This is a genomic window from Syntrophales bacterium (genome assembly GCA_023228425.1).
Taxonomy (GTDB): Bacteria; Desulfobacterota; Syntrophia; order Syntrophales; family UBA2210; genus MLS-D.
Genome location: JALOBE010000021.1, coordinates 1 through 18722 on the forward strand (window position 1 = coordinate 1; position 18722 = coordinate 18722).

At 56.5% G+C, this 18722-nt stretch carries 15 protein-coding genes; 3 read left to right on the forward strand and 12 right to left on the reverse strand.

The window, feature by feature from the left end:
• The 8 genes from M0Q23_08430 to M0Q23_08465 all read right to left on the reverse strand — a co-directional run.
• A partial coding sequence (locus M0Q23_08430) for a branched-chain amino acid ABC transporter permease (protein ID MCK9528647.1) occupies positions 1 to 1039 on the reverse strand: 1039 nt, incomplete at its 3' end.
• 21 nt (positions 1040 to 1060) lie between these two features.
• On the reverse strand, positions 1061 to 1963 hold the full coding sequence (locus M0Q23_08435) for a branched-chain amino acid ABC transporter permease LivH (protein ID MCK9528648.1): 903 nt from the start codon (positions 1961 to 1963) through the stop codon (positions 1061 to 1063).
• Positions 1964 to 2058: 95 nt separating this feature from the next.
• On the reverse strand, positions 2059 to 3171 hold the full coding sequence (locus M0Q23_08440) for a branched-chain amino acid ABC transporter substrate-binding protein (GenBank protein MCK9528649.1): 1113 nt from the start codon (positions 3169 to 3171) through the stop codon (positions 2059 to 2061).
• A gap of 316 nt (positions 3172 to 3487) precedes the next feature.
• Positions 3488 to 4564 carry a butyrate kinase gene (gene buk, locus M0Q23_08445; GenBank protein MCK9528650.1) on the reverse strand — a complete coding sequence of 359 codons (1077 nt, stop codon included), beginning with the start codon at positions 4562 to 4564 and terminating at the stop codon, positions 3488 to 3490.
• Positions 4557 to 5474 (reverse strand): phosphate acyltransferase, encoded by a 918-nt coding sequence (locus M0Q23_08450; GenBank protein MCK9528651.1) that lies wholly within the window; start codon positions 5472 to 5474, stop codon positions 4557 to 4559. Before M0Q23_08450 ends, buk begins: the two co-directional genes overlap by 8 nt.
• Complete coding sequence (locus M0Q23_08455) at positions 5471 to 6406, reverse strand: phosphate acyltransferase (GenBank protein ID MCK9528652.1); 936 nt, start codon at positions 6404 to 6406, stop codon at positions 5471 to 5473. The genes M0Q23_08450 and M0Q23_08455 overlap by 4 nt, the downstream gene beginning before the upstream one ends.
• A gap of 430 nt (positions 6407 to 6836) precedes the next feature.
• Positions 6837 to 8042 (reverse strand): MFS transporter, encoded by a 1206-nt coding sequence (locus M0Q23_08460; protein MCK9528653.1) that lies wholly within the window; start codon positions 8040 to 8042, stop codon positions 6837 to 6839.
• Positions 8043 to 8195: 153 nt separating this feature from the next.
• Positions 8196 to 9029: a hypothetical protein gene (locus tag M0Q23_08465; protein ID MCK9528654.1), complete on the reverse strand. Its 834-nt coding sequence runs from the start codon at positions 9027 to 9029 to the stop codon at positions 8196 to 8198.
• A gap of 373 nt (positions 9030 to 9402) precedes the next feature.
• Here M0Q23_08465 and M0Q23_08470 point away from each other — a divergent pair, with 373 nt between their 5' ends.
• Together M0Q23_08470 and M0Q23_08475 are read left to right on the forward strand one after the other, a co-directional pair.
• The gene (locus tag M0Q23_08470; protein MCK9528655.1) at positions 9403 to 10593 is read left to right on the forward strand and encodes an aminotransferase class V-fold PLP-dependent enzyme; all 1191 of its coding nucleotides are present in this window, start codon (positions 9403 to 9405) and stop codon (positions 10591 to 10593) included.
• Positions 10594 to 10815: 222 nt separating this feature from the next.
• The gene (locus tag M0Q23_08475; GenBank protein ID MCK9528656.1) at positions 10816 to 11679 is read left to right on the forward strand and encodes a patatin-like phospholipase family protein; all 864 of its coding nucleotides are present in this window, start codon (positions 10816 to 10818) and stop codon (positions 11677 to 11679) included.
• 18 nt (positions 11680 to 11697) lie between these two features.
• Here M0Q23_08475 and M0Q23_08480 read toward each other — a convergent pair whose 3' ends face one another.
• Positions 11698 to 13866: an acetate--CoA ligase family protein gene (locus tag M0Q23_08480; protein ID MCK9528657.1), complete on the reverse strand. Its 2169-nt coding sequence runs from the start codon at positions 13864 to 13866 to the stop codon at positions 11698 to 11700.
• 286 nt (positions 13867 to 14152) lie between these two features.
• Here M0Q23_08480 and prxU point away from each other — a divergent pair, with 286 nt between their 5' ends.
• Positions 14153 to 14875 (forward strand): thioredoxin-dependent peroxiredoxin, encoded by a 723-nt coding sequence (prxU, locus tag M0Q23_08485; protein MCK9528658.1) that lies wholly within the window; start codon positions 14153 to 14155, stop codon positions 14873 to 14875.
• Between the two features lie 195 nt (positions 14876 to 15070).
• Here the strand turns inward: prxU and M0Q23_08490 are convergent, their stop codons facing one another.
• The 3 genes from M0Q23_08490 to argJ all read right to left on the reverse strand — a co-directional run bounded on the left by M0Q23_08490 (position 15071) and on the right by argJ (position 18694).
• Entirely contained in the window at positions 15071 to 15622 is a 552-nt protein-coding gene (locus M0Q23_08490; protein ID MCK9528659.1) for a hypothetical protein, read from the reverse strand.
• Positions 15623 to 15771: 149 nt separating this feature from the next.
• On the reverse strand, positions 15772 to 17226 hold the full coding sequence (locus M0Q23_08495) for a 4-hydroxyphenylacetate 3-hydroxylase family protein (protein MCK9528660.1): 1455 nt from the start codon (positions 17224 to 17226) through the stop codon (positions 15772 to 15774).
• A gap of 259 nt (positions 17227 to 17485) precedes the next feature.
• A complete protein-coding gene (argJ, locus tag M0Q23_08500) occupies positions 17486 to 18694 on the reverse strand; it encodes a bifunctional glutamate N-acetyltransferase/amino-acid acetyltransferase ArgJ (protein ID MCK9528661.1) in 1209 nt (402 codons plus the stop codon).
• Positions 18695 to 18722 lie beyond the last annotated feature (28 nt).

Genomic DNA, 18722 nt, shown 5'->3' on the forward strand with positions numbered 1-18722 from the left:
GAACCACGATGGACAGGATGATGGCCGATTCCAGGAACGTGAAGCTGGCCGGATTGATGAAGGTGGTCTTCGCGGCCAGGATGCAACCCACGAACCCGGCCCAGGTGGCGCCAAGGGCAAAGGCCGAGAGCTTTGTCTTTGTCTTGTCCACTCCCATGGCCTGGCAGGCGATTTCATCCTCCCTGAGGGCGATCCATGCCCTGCCGATTCGTGAGTTTCTGAGCCTGCTCACCACGATGATGGTGAAGATGACCAGGGCCACCATGATGTAGTAGAGGTAGATCATGTGCTGGTCGAGGGTCATGGAGACACCGAAGCTGCCGGGCCGGGAAATGCCGGCAATGCCGCTGGGACCAAAGGAAAACTCGCTCCAGTTTTCCAGTATCAGCCTGATGATTTCCCCGAAACCGAGGGTGACAATGGCCAGGTAGTCACCTCGAAGACGCAGCACCGGGTAGCCGAGCAGGACGCCGAAGACGGTGGCCAGCAGGCCTGCCATGGGCAGGGCCATCCAGAATCCCAGCCCGAAATGGAAGTTCATGAGGGCGTAAAAATAGGCACCCACGGCATAGAAAGCTACGTACCCCAGGTCGAGGAGACCCGCGAGACCCACCACGATGTTCAGGCCCAACCCAAGCATGACGTACATGAGCGCCGTGATCATTATCGACGTCTGGTAGGTTGAAAAAAAATGAGGAAAAAGAACGACAAAGATGACGAGCAGAATCAGGCCGGGCAGGTAAATTCGGGAATCCGACCGGATCGACCGCCCGACACGCCTCTGCCAGCTCATTGTGTCATCCCTGCCGGCACCCACTTCCTTGCGCTCCATCAGGTACCGCCATACAAAGGACAGGAAGAACGCGGCGGCTCCCACGTAGAGCAGGTTTATCCAGCGCCAGTCAATGGAGCGCTCCAGGGGGTTGATCTTGATGACCATGATAGGAAAGGTGAGGAACATGAACCACAGTGAAACGATCAGGGCTTTCCCGATTTCAGTTCCCATACGTCTGATAAGGCTGTCAGCTTTTCTTTCCATGGATCCGGCCGCCCGGCAACGCTACACCTTGTCCGTCGAAGCCTTGCCGAGTATCCCCGTGGGCTTGAAGATAAGGATGAGCACGAGCAATGCGAAGGCAAAGACGTCTTCATAGTCACTGGACACGTAGCCCGTGGCGAAACTTTCAGTCCAGCCGAGTACCATGCCTCCCAGGACGGCTCCGGGAATGCTGCCGATACCGCCGAGGACAGCGGCGGTGAATGCCTTGATGCCGGCAATGAACCCGATGTAGAAGTTGATCTGGCCGATGTGGGACGATATGAGGACTCCGCCGATGGCTGCCAGAGCCGAGCCTACAATGAAGGTCGTTGATATCACCCGGTTTACATTCACACCCAGCAGCACGGCCATGGTCTTGTCCTGGGACGTGGCGCGCATGGCCTTGCCGATACGGGTGAACTTGATGAACAACGTCAGAACCAGCGTTGCGATGACGGTGGTGACGACGATGATCAGCTCCGAGGAGCGTATGATGTGGGAAACGGGAGCCATGAATTCAAACTCCCTGATCAGGCTCGGGAAGGAAAGAAAATCCGAGGTCTGGGCCAGGAGCACGTAGTTCTGGAGAAAAATGGACATGCCTATGGCACTGATAAGGGGGGAAAGTCGATGGGCACCCCGAAGAGGTTTGTAGGCTATTTTTTCAATGGTGTATCCATAGGCCGACGAGTAAATCATGGCAATAACGCCGACCAGGATCAGCAGGGAGGGACCGCTCATGCCCAGCAGGGAAAAAGCGCTGGCAAAGATGAGCGCCGTGAAGGCCCCGATCATGTAGATCTCACCGTGGGCGAAATTGATGAGCTGGATGATTCCGTAAACCATGGTATAGCCCAGCGCGATCAGGGCATAGATGCTCCCCCGGGTGATGCCGCTGAGAAAAAGTTCAAAAAAGTAGTCCATGGTTCTACAGGCTGGTTATCCTGTGGTCCGCCCTCTATTTGAAAAATGAAAGGGAGCAGTGAACCCTGCTCCCTTGTGCGCATGTGTTCCCTGACTTACTTTCCCACCTCCGCGTACGCGTTGTTCTGAACCTGGTACATGGCAAAGCCTATACCTATCGCGTCGCCCCGTTCATCAAAGCTTATTTCCCCCAATGGCGTTTCAACCCATTCGGTCCGCAGGGCATGCACGATCTTGTCATAGTCGGTGGATCCCGCTTTCTCGATGGCGTTGAGCAGCGCGATGGCGGCCGCGTAGGCATTCAGATAGAAAGCGCCCGGATCGGAACCGTAGACTTCACGGTGCCGTTCGATGGCGGCGATGGCAAGAGGGTACGACGTGGTATCGATGGGACCCGTGGCGTAAACGCCCTCGGCGTATTCACCTGCGACTTTTATGAAGGTGTCGTCCCGAACGCCGTCGGGACCGATGAATATCACATCCATATTCCTTTTCTTCATGCCGGTGACGAGTTTTGCCGCCTCAGGATGGTATCCGCCCCAGATCACGACCTCGGCTCCGGAACGGTTCACCTTGCTGATCACCGCCGAGTAGTCCACGGCACCGGGGGTAATTCCCTCCATAAGCACTACCTTGACATTCCCTTCTTCCAGGTACTGCTTCACTTCTTCAGCCAGCGCCTTTCCGTAGGCTCCTTTATCATGAAGAACAGCCGCGGTCTTGACTTTGAGTTGTTCAATACAGAAATCCGCCTGGAGTTTCGCCTGGGCATCGTCAGGGGAAATGGTCCTGAAAAAATTCGGATAATCACCGGACTTCGTCAATTCCACCTTCGTGGCCGAGGGGGCCATGGCAACGATACCCGCATCCTTGTAGATGGGTAATGCGGCCTCGGTGGAACCGCTGCAGATGTGTCCGAGCACCAAGTCAACATTGTTCGATACGAGCTTCGTGGCAACGTTCGCGCCGACTTCAGGCCTGCACACATCGTCTTCCTGCATGATGACCACCTGCTTCCCGAGGACGCCGCCCTTGGCGTTAATCTCGTCGACCACCAGCTTGGCTGCATGGGATGAAGGAATGCCGTAGGATGCGAGGTCCCCGCTGTGCGCCCCGGCAACACCAAGCCTGATCACGTCCTGAGCATAGAGGTTCCCCGCACAAAACAGGAACAGGACGGCAACAAAACTGATAACGATCTTTTTCATTCTCTCCCCCTTTGACTGGTGTAAATAATTAAATTGCCTCCTAAATCCACAAAAACAGGTTCGGTGAAAAATGCACTAAAATACGCTTTCTGTCAAGCTTAATCTGCCTCATCTCCTTCATGCCGGACGGCGCGCAGCGTTTTTAGTGACTTCACAGCCTTCTCTCACCTCGTAAAAAATCGAAAAACGTCTGATAGAGGACGGCTTTGTAAAAAGTTCCCTGAGGCAAGGCGCGCACACCCTGAAGAATGAAAGGATACAGCGCAACGCAGCATCCGGACTCCTTTTTACGAGGCCGTCAGTCTTTGGATAACCGTTACCCGAGGTAGGACTTGACGCTCTCTTCATTCCTGAGAACCCTGACCCCACCGTCCGCCAGCGCCTGCATTTCATCCTCACCGGGCAAGATCACAACAGGGGCTATGAACCGGACCCTTCCGCCGACCCAGTCGGTGAGCATGGTCGAACGGGCCAACCCGCCCGTCAGGACGATCCTGTCGACCTCTCCGGCAAGAACCGCTCCCATGGCAGCGATGTCCTTGGCGATCTGGTAGGCCAGTGACTCAAAAATCCGTTCCGCCTCTTCATCGCCGCCGCGGACCCGTTCTTCCAGGTTCCGCGCGTCCGTCGTACCCAGATACGCCGCCAGGCCTCCCTCGCCCACCAGACGACGCTCGATCTGTTGTCTGTCCATCTTCCCGGAAAAGACCATCTCCAGCAGGTCTATCGTCGGAAGTGCCCCGGCACGCTCGGGAGTGAAGGGCCCTTCCGCGAGCCCGTGGGTGCAGTCGATGACCCGGCCCTTCCGATGGGCGCCGATGGTGATACCACCGCCCAGATGGGCCACAATGACGTTGATCTCCTCGTATGCTTTTCCCATCCCGGCGGCGCACCATCGTGCCGCACTTTTCTGATTCAGGGCGTGAAAAGCGCTCTTGCGCTCAATCTCGGGTATTCCCGACACACGGGCAAGAGGTTCAAGCTCGTCGGTACTCGGCGGATCCACCACTATTGCGGGAATACCGTATCGGTTCGAGATATTGAAAGCCATGGCCGGCCCCAGGGCGGACGGATGTTTTCCGTAGGTTCCCTCCAGAAGGTCACGACACATGGCTTCATCCACACGGTAAGCTCCCGCGGGTGCCGGACGGCCAAGGCCTCCCCGGCTGACTATCATATCGATTCCCGCCGTCTCGATACCGTGTTTATCCAGAAAGGCAATGACGTCCTGCTCGCGCCGGGGCAACTGGTCCGCAAGCGAAGCATACCGGGCCAGATCATCAACATGGTAGACGATGGTGTCCCGGGCCAGGGCCTGCTCACCGCGGTAGCAGGCAACCTTCGTCGACGTGGAGCCCACATTGATGATGAGAAGACTGCGGTTTTTATCCACCGTCTGCCTCCCCGGCACACAGGAGTCCGGCCAGGCCGATTTCCACAATCCGGTTCTCTTCGGACACGCAGGGATGCTTCAGGATCACCGGACCGGCTGTTCCCGCGACAAGACCCACCGTGTCCATTCCTCCGAAGTATACCAGTGCTTCAACCAGCAAATAACCTGTATCGATTTCGGGAACCAGGTAGATATCGACATTCCCGGTCACCGCACTCACAACACCCTTCCGGTCCGCCGCGACCTTGCTGAGGGCGCAATCGATGTCCAGCGGCCCTTCCACCACGGCCGCTCCGAATTGTCGGCGTTCACCCATTTTTGAGAGAATCGCCGCGTCCAGGGTCGACGAGATGCCGGGATTGACCTGCTCTATGGCGGCGAGGACGGCCGCCTTCGGTGTCTCGATGCCGAGCAGACGGGCAAGATGGACGGCATTGTTCAGGATACCCTGCTTTTCGACCAGGGTCGGGAAGTCGTTCAGAAAGGTGTCCGTGATGAGGATCAGCCTGTCCTGCTTCGGGAGTGCCAGGAGGGATATGTAGCTCGGTGTCCCGCCCCTTTTCTTCAGACCCATGACAGGGTCAAGGACGGCCTTCATCAGGGTACGGAGAGGCACACCCCCCTGCATGAGCATATCGGCCAGGCCCTCCCGAACCCGGGTGATGGCCTGCCACAGGGCATCCCTCCGACCGGCCGCGTGGGCAATCTCGTGTTTCAGGGACGCCAGCGGAGTCCGTTCAACGGATCTTTTCAAGGACACCCCATTACCGACCAGACAGGGAACGACAAGGCCGGACCCGGCGGCCCGGGAAAGTGCACGGATGTCGTCAGCTGCCGGGAAAGGGACAACAACCCGCCTGGGTTCCATTCCCATGGCCGATTTCAGTATATCCTCAAATGGCGGGATCATGTCGGTCCACCTCTCCCATTCACCTTTTCCATGTTGTCCGCCAGGACAACACACATGGCCAGCTGTTGAACAATGTTGTCGCTGAGGTCAGACCTGGAGGGAATACACACCGGTCCCCTGGACGTGGCGACCAGCGAGGCGCGTGTCACATCGAGAAAGAAGTCGAGCTTGCAGAGGATGTTTCCGGTATCGAGGCAGGGGACCAGCAGGATGTGGGGAATCTTCTCTCCCGCCGTATCCTCCCGGAGCGTATCCCGGCCGCAGGAACCTCGAAAAATCTCCGTAAACGACGTGGCCTCGATGATCTCGCAGTCTCCCAGTTCGCCGGCTGCGGCGGCCTTCTTCAGGAACCGGTAGTCCCGGTGCGAGGGAAGATCGGGGCCTATCCCCCGTTTTCCCGACAGGACGGTTATTCTGGGCCTTGGAATTCCCATGAGGCGGAAGACAAAGGCGGCGTTCATGATGATCCTGGTCTTGGTCCTCGCGTCGGGAATTATGTTGACGCCCGTGTCCGTAAAGGCCACCAGATGGTCCATGCCGGGTATCTCCCAGAAGGTGATCACGCTGACGGTCATGCCGGAGGCTGCCCTCGCCTCCTCGCGGATGATCGAGCGGTAGATGAAGGACGTTGGAATCTGGCCCTTGCTGGCCATGGGCAACTCGCCCGAGAAGATCATTTGAATCCCCAGGTCAGAGATATCCTGTTGCCCGGTACCGGGAATTTTCTCGAATCTGTCGATGTTGAATTCGACCCGCTCCGCGACCCGTTCCATCTTCTCATCGTTGCCGATGAGAACAGGTTCGATGTAGCCCATCTCCCAGGCTGTCTTGACGGCCCGCATGAATTCCTCGTCCTCCGGAGCCAGCACGGCAAGCCTTTTGGGTCCTTTTTCCTTTGCAATCCGTGTAAAGTCAGCCAACGATCGAATCATGGCCAATCCCCCTTTTTCAGAACCGTCGCGCCGCAGGGTTGTCACCTCCCGGCACGGCCGCCTCCACCCTCGATACATTGATTCTGCGGTGAGGATACTACAGACGGCAGGAAATGATAACTGTATAATTACCTGCCCATCGATAGTATGCAGGCACGACACGAAGTCCGCGGGTACATACACATCGTGACCGTATAACTCCTGCAATACCCCTTTCGACACTTAAAATCCCGTTTATCTCAGGGACGCGCGGGGTTTTTGTCTTTGGCTCCTGCCGTCATTTCCACCAACGAGCGGCACCTGGACGGGAACGAACCATCCGCGGGAAACGGCAGGCACGATTGTTTTCCGGCCGTGACGTTTCCTGCCCCGGCGCTGTGACAAAGCGCTCATGGAGTTCATTGTGACGCCGGACGGGCCGGGCCACGGATCATCGGTTCCTCTGTGGAACGCGTCCTCTCTGTTCGACCACGCCACCAGGTTGATAAATGAAATGGAACAGAAACGTCCCGATGATGGTGAGCCCGCCGAACAGTAAAAATACCGTTGAATAAGTACCCATGGAGTCAAACATTTTTCCGGCAAGAGGAGGAGCAAAAAACCCGGCAAAACCGTTGAAAACGATAAGAATGGAATAGATCCTCCCCATCCGCTGCGCCCCGTAGATATGGGCAATTTCCGCGGCGTACAGCACCAGGCAGGCACCGTAGTTAAACCCGGCAAGGACGGCGAAACTCTGGAACGTTATACTGCCCGTTATTGCAAACGGCGCCGCCAGGCAGACGATGCTGGTGCTCACAAGGGAGATGAAGATTGCCTTTTTTCCGTCCATCAGGGAGCCGATCAGTCCCCAGCCAACGCGGCCTGCCGTGTTGAAAACGGCCATGACGGTCACGGCCATGCCCGCTACCGCCAGATTCATGCCCAGAGAAAGTCCGAAGGGTTTAATGTTGCCGATACAGATTAACCCGACACAGGATGCCGGAAAGAACCCGCAGAAAAGACCCAGGAAATTGCGATCCTTCAAGACAGCCAATATCTTGTCTGCCTTTGGGTTGCTGATGACCGTGCTTTCATCGACGGGAGGATTCTGCAGAAACAGGGCGGCCACTGTAACAACAATGAGTGAGGCGATACCGAGGTATGTGAAAATACTCAGAACGGGGACCTGCCGGATCAACAGGTATTCACCGAGACGCGACACAAATATGGCGCTGCCGCCGAAGCCGGCGACAACCAGTCCGATCGCCAGGCTTCTCCTCCGGGGAAACCATTTCGCCGCGCAGGAAACGGGACTCATGTAACAGAGCCCCGAGCCGCAGGCACTGGCAAGTCCGATCAAGGTTAAAAGGGAGATATAGGATCCATTGGAATGACCGGCCAGAATATAACTCGTCCCGTAGATCATCCCGCCGATAATCGATGTAATCCTGGGACCGATGCGAGCTTCAACCTGGCTCCCGACAAACATGAAAATCGTCACAAAGAGAACGCAGGTACCGAAGATAGTCTGTGTTTGAGCGGTAGTCAGTCCGTAGGTCTGCCGCAGGACAGGGACAAATGTACTCCATGCCATATGAAAGCCGATGAAGAGCATCATCAGGACAGATGCGGCCAGGACACTGTACTTTTTCAAAAACCGTTAATCCTTTGAAGTGATGAGGCACTCTATGAAAAAAATGAGGCTCTTGTCAACAGGGATAATGCCTGGGACCTCGATCAATAGTGACGAGCTTGTACAAAGCGCCCCGGCCCCGCACGACGGGCCGGACCGGTTCCTTCATCTCTTCTAGAAAAATATATCCATGAAATCTGCCGTACGGACCTGTTTCCTGTTCTTGATGGTTCTCGTGCCGTCGGAGTAGTTCGTCACCGTGCACTGTCTATACGCGCTGCAGTCGCCGCGGCCATCGGGAGAATATCCTTCGCATACGCGCAACACATCGGGGGATATCTCGTCGATTATCACAATCGTGCCGTCACCGTCTTTCAGCCTCCCCAGTTCGAATTTGCCGTCGATAACATGGAGATTCTTCGACTCAAATTCCCGGGACACGATTTCTGCGATGTTCTTGACAAGCTCTATGCTCCGGGTGATTTCTCCACGGGTCATCGCCCCTGTTTCCTCCAATGCATCAAAGGTAATGAGGATATCGACATCTCCCTTTGTCCAGGCCTCTACGACCCCGTGCAGATTCCTGCAGGGTTTCACAAAGGGGTATCTTCTCCAGAAGCTCCCCGTGGCGTTGTTTCTCCAGGTGAACTCAAGATTCGTCAGTGGAGCCGATCCCGGGAATTCCGGTGAATCCACCGGCATATTGAGCGGTTCAGCAGGCTCAACGATCATTTCATTATCCCTGACTGTATCGATATAATGTGAGGGAACACCTTTTTCTTTCAGCAACCGAAAAAAATGAGTGGCAAATCTGCAGGCAATTGCGCCTTTTCCGGGGATCTCTCCCACGACCGTGTCGTATCCCGGGTCAAAAACGGGCTTTCCGTTTTCCATGTAGCCCGTCGCTTCATCTTTAAAAACCAGCCGATACTTGCCGGCATAGGGTCCTTCGGAAATAGTGAAAACATTTTTCGACTTTCCCCGGTACACCAGGTTTTCTTCTTTCATGGACGGGTCTCTCCTCTCAAAATGATATACTTGTTCAGCGGTCTTATGAAGGAGTCAAAGCGGACTCGAGTCTCATCAGGCCGACCGCGGTTCCCCTCTTCCCCGTGTTGGAACCACGGGATGACTCTATACCATCCTTACCGCCGGTTGTCAGTTTCTGCAACAGGTCCTCCGACCTGAATGAGGGGCTGACTGAGTGAGCCGCCCCAAGTCCGTCCTGCCGGGCACCGGGACACGGCGGGACACAAACCTCTTGACTCACACACACCCGTCTCATATACTCGCTTCAAATGCAACAATATCCTTTCAATATTACACTACAAATGAAGCTTTTACATCCCGTCGGGGCAGCCGACAACAGCAGGAGCGACGGATGACACAATTCAATACCTATCAGCGCCCACAGGGGGTCGACATGGCTGAGCTGGACGCCATTGCCGCCGAGTTGGTTGACAGACAATACAACCAATGGGGATATCCTTTCAATCATTCCGTGTCCATGAAAGCCTATGACCAATGGCTCGTCGACAGGGGGCTCTCCGATCTCACGCTGATCAACGTGGGAGATCCCTTCAAGCAAGACTGGGATATGCTGCACACGGATGTTTTTGAGCGCAAGGTTCTTGATTTCTGGGCACGGCACTATGGTTTCGAAAACAATTACTGGGGTGTCATAACCAACGGAGGTACCGACGGCAACATGCACGGGATCTATTTCGGCAGAAAGCTGCTCGAAGCCGAGACAGGAATGGCCCCCATTGTATATGTATCGGAAGAGGCGCATTATTCGGTAAAGAAGCTGGCCGACATCCAGAACCTGGAAGAGCGTGTCATCAAGGCGTTGCCCGCTGGGCACATGGATACAGCAGAGCTTGAAAGACAGCTCGATCCTTCCCGGCCCGCACTGATCGTGATTGCCGTGGGCGGTACGTTCAAATCCGCCGTGGACGACCAGGAGGCTGTCAACGCCGTCATTGACCGTGTCAGGCCCCGCGCTGTGTACCGCCACGTGGACATGGCCCTCATGGGCGGATACCTGCCTTTCCTCAGCAATCAGGAAGCGCGGGACATCGTGGATGTGCGAAAGATGTGCTTCGATTCCCTGGCTGTATCGGGACACAAGTTCATCTCTCTTAACGAACCATGCGGCGTTTTTATCTGTAAACGTGAGATCCTGGAAAAAACTCAATCGACGCCGATCTCTTACCTGAGCGACAGGGTGATTCCGACCATCAGCTGCTCCCGGAGCGGTTTCGCCGCCCTGAAGATGTTCTGGCGCATCACGACCACCACTGAATCAGGCTTCCGCAAGCAAGCGGAACACGCCCTGGCGATGACAGACTACCTGCGCGAGCGACTGGAAGAAATCGGCTACTTCACGCTGGTAAACCCCTTCGCCAACACAGTCTGTTTCACCCGGCCCCCGGATGATATTGTCCACAAATACGCGCTTGCCTGCATCGATTCTCCGGAATTCGGGAAACTTTCCCACGCTGTGGTCATGCAGTATTTTACGCCTGAATTGATCGACAGATTTGTTGAGGAAACGGCTTCATCAGAATAAGCGATGTGGCACGTTAGTTGTATGATGCAGGCCCGCCGGAGGCGGGCCGGGACGCTTTGCGCGAAGCCGTCAGTCTTGACAAAATCATACTGGTCACGGATATCTTGACCGCATCAGGCCTGGTGCCCGAGTCGAAAGACAAGGTTACTGCTTAAATATTCCATGAAAATCAATGGGTCACCGAACTTGTTTTCCTCTGAACGGCCCGGTTCGGATTACAAGTTGAAGAAGTCAAGAACGTCCCCCTCAATAGACGCGGTGGTCTTTGCCGGCGGCGGAACCAGATGCTTCTGGCAGGTGGGCTTCTGGGATGCTATCTCGGGAATGATGGAACTTCAGCCCAAGCGGGTTGCCGCCGCGAGTGCCGGGGCGGCCATGGCCTGTGTCGTTTTTTCCGGGAAGACGAAGGAAACTCTGGAGCGCTTCAAGGAGGCCACGGCCCGGAACCGCCGGAACGTGTATCTGTCGAATTTTTTTGGCGGCGATCCCGTCTTTCCCCACTACGGCATGTATCGAAAGGCAATCCTCGAAGCAGTCGATACCTCCGCCCTGCGCATTCTCCACGAGGGGCCCGACATACGGGTACTCCTCAGCCTCCCGCCGCGCCGGATGGGAGCACGGTGTGCCGCCGTGGTCGGCATCCTCGGCTACATGGCCGAACGGTACCTCAAGGATCCGGTGCACCCCTCGTTCGGCAGGCACCTGGGATTCTCTCCCCGGGTCGTGTCGGTCAGGGAGTGCGTCACCGTCGACGAACTGGCGGATCTGATTCTCGCGTCGTCCTGCACGCCGCCTTTAACGCCCCTCCTCACCTGGAGGGGAGAATCCGTGCTGGACGGGGGCCTCGTGGACAATGTTCCCGTGGGCATTCTTGGCGGTTCGGGAGGAAACACCCTGGTGCTTCTCACGAGAACGTACGACACCAACCGGATACCCCCGGTGCCGAACATGACCTACGTCCAGCCCTCGAGGCCCATCTCCATTTCGAAATGGGACTACACAAACCCCGCAGGACTCCAGGAAGTCTTCGATCTGGGCCGCTCCGACGGTGAGGCCTTCTGCCGCGGCAGGGGTCTACGCCCATGAAGCGCAGCGCTGATGCCATCAGGGTACCTGAAAGGCCGGAGTGTCTCCCAGCACGATCAGGGCGTCGGCCACGACAGGGTCCGCACCGCTTATAATGATCGGGTTGAGATCGATCTCGGCTATTTCCGGGTGCAGAAGCGCCACCGTTCCCACCGCCTTGACTATGTCCCGCAATCTGTCACTGTCCACAGGCGGCATGCCTCGGAAGTCATGAAGCAGCTCCCTGGCGCGGATGTCCTCAAACATTTCTTCCGCATCGGTATCGGCTATCGGAGCAACGCGCAGTGTCGTATCACGGTAGATCTCGGTAAAAACGCCGCCGAGACCAAAGACCACGCAGGGTCCGAATCCCTCGAAACGGGTCATGCCCGCCAGGAATTCCCTGTTACCGCGCAGCATCTCCTGCACCAGCACCGGAACCGGATTCCCGGCCGCGTTCCGTATGGACAGGAAAGCATCCCTGAGACGTTCGGCAGAGTCTATGTTGAGAGCGATCAGACCCGCCCCGCTTTTGTGCATGATCTCCCAGCTGCAGGCCTTGAGCGCCACAGGATATCCGATGCTGTCGGCAGCTTCGAGCGCTTCACTCTCGGTAACGGCCAGTACCTCTCTGGCGACGGGCACACCGTACGCGGCCAGGACCCGTTTGGCCTCATGTTCATCCAGAGCCTTCCTGCCCGCCTCCTGTGCCCGCAGGATACTATCCACCGCCGTTTCACGGGGCGGCGGAAGAACGGTCCAATCGGCCGGCTTCCGCTCCCGTATCAGCTTGTAGCGGTACAGGGAGCCCAGGGCCCGCGCGGCATGTTCCGGAGAATGGAATACCGGAGTGTCGGCTTCCAGGTACCCTTTCGTGTAACCGTCTTCAGCCCCGAAAAAGGATGAAACTACCATCGGAATACCGTAGCCGCGGGTCAGCTCAAATGCTTCTTTGCTGACGGGCGGGGTCATCTGCAGAAAATCTTCCACGCCGATACCTCCGACGAGGTCGACGACATGGGCATGAATTTCTTTCATGAACCCGGATTGCATGGCTCCGTGCAGGACAATGGCATCCACTTCACCGCTTTTAATCATCATTTCAGGCAACGTCAGGGCGAGTTTTTTCATGTCCAGGTGAAAGGTCAGGTCCACGGGGTTCGCCGCCGATGCATGGGGCTCTATGTGTTTTTTGATTTTTCGCTGCAGGGCATCGGAGAACCGGGGGACTTCCAGCCCGACCAGATCGCAGGTGTAAGAAATGGCCGTCGCGGGCCCGCCTGAATTCGTCATCACTCCCACGCGGTTCCCGGCCAGGGGCGGTTGCGTTGCCAGCGTCCAGCCGTGGGTGTAGAGCTCTTCGATGGAGCCCACACGGATTATCCCTGCCTGCCTGAGGATACCGTCATAGAGGAAATCGGGACCCGCCATGGCACCCGTGTGGCTTAACCCGGCACGGGCTCCGGAGACCGATCCGCCGACATATTGAGCCACTACCGGTTTTTTCCGCGTGATCCTGCGGGCGGCATCGACAAATCGTCGTCCGTCCCGTATTCCTTCTATATACAGAATTATGGCCTTTGTCTGTTCGTCGTCACCCAGGTACTCGAGGGCGTCCACAATGTCGATATTTGCTTCATTGCCCAGGCTGATGGCCTTGCTGAACCGGATTCCCCTTTTTCTCAGGTAGGACAGCGCCTGCGTGACGTACGTACCGCTCTGAGAGGCGAACCCGAGCAGACCCGGCCCAGGGTGAAAGGGAGCCACCGTCGTATTCAAATGAATCTCTGAATTGATGATTCCCAGGCAATTAGGCCCCACGAAACGCATCCCGTAACGCTCGGCCGTTTCAATGATTCTCTTTTCCATCTCCAAGCCGGCCGCGCCTGTTTCCTTATAACCGGCGGTGACAATAATGGCCCGACTGGTCCCGATTTTTCCGAAATCCTCCAACAGATCCGTAATCGCCTTGTTCGGAACGATGAAAACGACCAGGTCGGGGGGTTCAGGCAGATCCCGGGCCGATGCGTAAGCCCTGTAGCCAAGGACTGTTTTTTCCGTAAGATGGATCGGGTAAAAGGCGCCTTTATAGCCGTCCTTCACAATGCTGAGTGCCTGAATAGTTCCCATTTTCATGGGGTCGTTGTTCGCACCCACGACAGCGATGGACTTTGGGTTCATGAGCAGGGTCAATGGATTTTCCGGCATTATAGATTTCCTTTCAAATGGTCCTGAATACCTATGACCGACAATAAATGATCAATTGGAACCGACTGTCAAGCTAAAACTTGAGAACCACTGGCTTTCGGCGCTACTTTGTTCAATGAAACCAATCAGTTCAGGGGTTATCGCGACTCTGGTCACATAGGTGGGTGATCATTGACTTGGCTTGGAATCTGTGCGATATTGAAACCGTTACAATCGGAAGCACCGGGGCTTTCAGTGCCCCGGAATCAAGGAAACAGAAACAGATAACCATGACAGGAGGCTGATTATGGCGGAACAGAGCGTGGGATGCGCCCGGCCGACCGGCGGCCTGGTAGGCAAGCCGGAAGGGGCGCAGGATCAGCAACCACCGCAACCAGGACCAGCAAAGGAGGTACGGACGATGATAGAGGTGGGGAAACCGGCGCCGGACTTTGTAGCTCCGGCATATCACAAGGGTGAATTCACATCAGTCAAACTCTCGGATCATCTTGGAAAGTGGATAGTCCTCTGCTTTTACCCCGGTGATTTTACCTTCGTCTGAGCGACCGAAATATCGGCGGTCGCCGATAATTACAAGAATTTTCAGGATCTTGGCGTCGAGGTTTTTTCCATGAGCGTCGACAGCGTTTTTGTCCACAAAATGTGGGACGACCATGAAATATCAAAAATGGTCGACGGTGGAGTCCCCTTCCCCATGCTGTCGGACGGCGGCGGCAAGGTGGGAAAAGCCTTCGGTGTGTACGGCGAGGACGCAGGTGTAGAAAACCGGGGCAGATTCATCATAGATCCTGATGGTATCGTCCAGGGATATGAGGTTCTCACACCCCCCGTCGGCAGGAATGTGGCGGAAACGTTGAGGCAGATCAAGGCCTTCCAACTCGTACGGGAAAGCAAAGGAGCCGAGGCCACGCCGTCAGGATGGAAGCCTGGAAAGATGACGCTGAAACCCGGCCCCCACCTTGTCGGCAAGGTATGGGAAGTGTGGAAGACAGACATGGCGAAGGATTAACGGCTTTCGGGAAGAGAATCCTTCAATGATGACGATCTCGAAAAACGTCCGACAGAGGACAGCTTTGTAAAAAGCTCCTTCAGGGAATGAATGGTGCTCCGGTGCGGATGTTCCTGTAACCGGAGCGCCTTTTTTTCGGCCGGGATTTCCCGGTATTCAGGATACTTCGGCACGGCGACAGAACAATCCCGGAGTTCACAGCCCCACTTTCCAGGCGCGGACCATTTCCAATTGGTCGGGCATTTCCGGAGACGGCCAGTCTCTCCTCGGGTCGGATCGGCGCAGTTCCCCGATCTTCCGCAACGTGTCCTCACCTTCGGCAATACCGTGGCGGACAAGCCAGCATCCGACCACGGTTCCTGTCCGCCCCCGGCCTCCCCAGCAGTGGACATAAAGGGGCAGGCCCTGTTCCAGGGTCTCATCGATGAGGTTGAGAATCTGCTTCATGAATTCCGGTGACGGGACACCGAGATCGGGTATGGACATGCGGTGGCAGACCACCGATGGCCCGTCACCGGCAAGCCGTTCCAGCACCGGAGCATAGTCCATAAAAAACATACCGTTCCGGTCGACCTCGTCGGGTTCCTGGAGGTTGATAACGCAGCGGATGCCACAGACGAGAAGTCCTGTAAGCTTCTCCTTCATGAGGAATGGACGGCGGTCGCCGGGATAAAAACCCGCCAGGAACCGGCCGGGCACAACCCAGTAACTGCGGGGAAAGGGTTTGTCCGGTATCCGGTCGCTCATCAATCTTCCCCTCCCTGTGTTTCCCCTGTCCGTCCCTTCATCCGGTTCCGGGCCTTTCCCTCACCGCTTTATAGTCACCCTCAAAAAGATTCCGGGACAGTGCAGGCAAACCCCTGCCGCCGAAACAGTTCAGTCCCGCCCTCGCTTTTTCACGCATCATCCGTAACACCGCTGAGTTTTCTGGCCCTGTCCTTTTTTGCCTCCATGTTTACCAGCCTGGAGATCATGATCCGCTGGGCCTGGGGAGACCCGGCACCGTGCATGGACTCCGTAAGATATCCCACGGCCGCCGATCCCAAGGTTATGTTTTCAATGAGCCTCAATATCCTCATCCGTGACTCGGTGGAAACCGCGGGGTTGGCCTTGAAGTACTTTTCCACCCATGGCCCCACGTCCGGCGATCGAAGGTCTTCTTCCGACGGCATGGTCACCATGAGACCCCCTGCTATGTCCTGGGCAAGGCGGGCGATCTCGTAGGGAAAGCGGGTTACGTTCTGCTTGCTCACGTTGGCCAGCAGCACATCGACAAGCCAGGTTCCGCTGGGTTCGCGGTGTCCTTCCCAGGCACAGGACAACGAACCGCAGAAAAGAGTCTCGTTCAGATGGTTCATCTCGACGATCTTGTCCCGCACGTGGGATGCCCTGTCGACGCCGTTGAATTCGGCGATACACTGGGCCGCGCCGATAAGTACGTCGCCCACGCCGACCTTGCAGGCATAGCTCTGTCGGTGGTAGGCGGCAAACTGTTCCACCAGCCGGCCTGCAAATTCCCACTCCCTGTACATGAAGACCCGTTCCCAGGGAACGAACACATCGTCGAAAATCACCAGGGCCTCGTGCCCTCCGTAAAACTGGTTTCCCCGGTCCATGGTTCCTCTTTCACGTTTTCTCGTGTCGCAGGACTGCCGACCCACGATGTAGACGATGCCCTCGGTATCGGAAGGTACGGCAAATGAGACGGCATAGTCCCTGTCTGCTTCGCTCATACTCATGGTAGGCATAACGATGATCTCGTGGGAGTTCACGGCACCCGTCTGGTGGCACTTGGCGCCCCTCACCACGATACCGTCGGGCCGTTCATCGACGACGCGCAGGAACAGGTCCGGGTCCGCCTGCTGATGCGGAGCCTTTCCCCGGTCGCCTTTGGGATCGGTCATGGCACCGTCACAGGTAAGATCCTTTTCCTGGACATATTCGAGGTACTCGAGGAAACGCCGATTATACCCGGTGCCGTGTTTTCTGTCGATGTCGTAGGTGGTCATCGACAGGGCATTCATGGCGTCCACGCCGACGCAGCGCTGAAAGCAGCAGGCCGTGAGCGATCCCAGGAGTCGTCCCATCTTGCTTTTCTTCACGAGGTCTTCCCTGCTCTGGTGTATGTGGGTAAAGCGGTTGATTTTTTCCCCCGTGAGGTGGGAGGTGGCCGTCATAATCTCTTCGTATCGAGGGTGATGGGCATATTCATAGGTGGCGGCCACGGCGTTCATTGAGGGACGTATGATAGGGTCGTCCACCACGTTTTCCACCCGCTTCCCGAACATGTACACCTTCAGGTTCAGTGTACGCAGGCTCTCCTCATAGTCTTTCCCGTTCATCATGGCCATGACGGTTCTCCTCTCATGGTTGTAGATTCATTGCGAAAGGATGGATTCACGATAGCTCGTGTACTGATTCTAGACGACGGGCCGATGTTTTACCAGACATTTCACATAAATGACACGACATCGACACGGTGGGGACCTTGAATCGTGTTGAGGATAACCCGTTCCCTCGTACCCTCACTTCCGGCTCCGGATGATTGGATAATGGCATAATGGTGCTGTCCCGCGACGAGGCGGGGCCGTCGACGGGATTCCGGGGGAATCAGGTGTGGTAAAAGGCATTGATGTCAATGTATTCATGGGTAAGGTCAGAGGCAAGGAGACGGAATGACCCGCCCCCCATGTTCAGATTGACGAGGACGGCTATGGTATCCTCTTTCATGATGGATTCCAGTTCGGCGTGGTTTTCGACAACTCCCGTGCCGTTTTTGAAAATGAGACGATCGTTGAAGTGAAGTTCCGTCTGCTCTGGATGAAGGGGAACACCTGTTGATCCGACGGCTGAAATGATACGTCCCCAGTTGGGATCGCCGCCGAAAAAGGCCGTCTTCACCAGGCTGGACCGGCCTATGGCGTATGCAACGCGTTTTGCATCACCACGGTTTCGGCATCCCTCCACCCTGATGTCGATAAGCTTTGTGGCTCCTTCGCCGTCCCTGACCATCAGCCGGGCAAGCTGGAAGGCCATATCAAAAAGGGCTTCGCGAAAGATGACGCATCCGGTTGAACGGGGCTTCAGCGGATCATTTCCCGCCGCCCCGTTTGCCAGAATGATCGCCGTGTCGTTGGTGGACATGCATCCGTCCACTGAAATGGCATTGAAACTCTGGTCCATGGCCTGTCGGAAAACCCGGTCCAGGTACCGTCCGTCAACGACGGCATCGGTAAAAAAGAAGGCGAGCATGGTGGCCATGTTCGGTTCAATCATGCCGGCGCCCTTGGCGATACCGCAGAGACGTATGTCCCTGCCTCCCAGATGAACGCTCCTCTGGGCCGTTTTAGGGAAACGATCCGTCGTCATGATCGCCTCAGATGCATCCTGCATGCCCTCTTCTCGAAGACCCGCCACCAGTTCATCGGCCCCGCCCTCGATCCTCTCCAAGGGCAGACGCTTGCCGATACTTCCCGTGGATGCAACCAGCACCTGGTCTTCATGAAAGCCCAGGCGGCTCGATACCACCCGGGCCATGGCACCGGCATCGGCAACGCCCTGCTCCCCGGTGGCGGCATTGGCGCAACCGCTGTTGACAATGATGGCCCGCGCCGTTCCGGAGACGATTTTACGCATATCCTGCAGAACCGGGGCGGCCTTGAAACTGTTGGTCGTGAAAACGGCAGCCGCCCGGGCCGGGTGGTCGGAAACGATGAGGGCCAGGTCCTTTCCGCCGTTTGTTTTGATGCCCGCGGCAATGCCGTTCGCCCTGAAACCGGGCACTCGAAGTGATGATGGATCTTTATGGTTCTCTGACATGGTTTGACCGCTCCACGCCTTGCCGTCC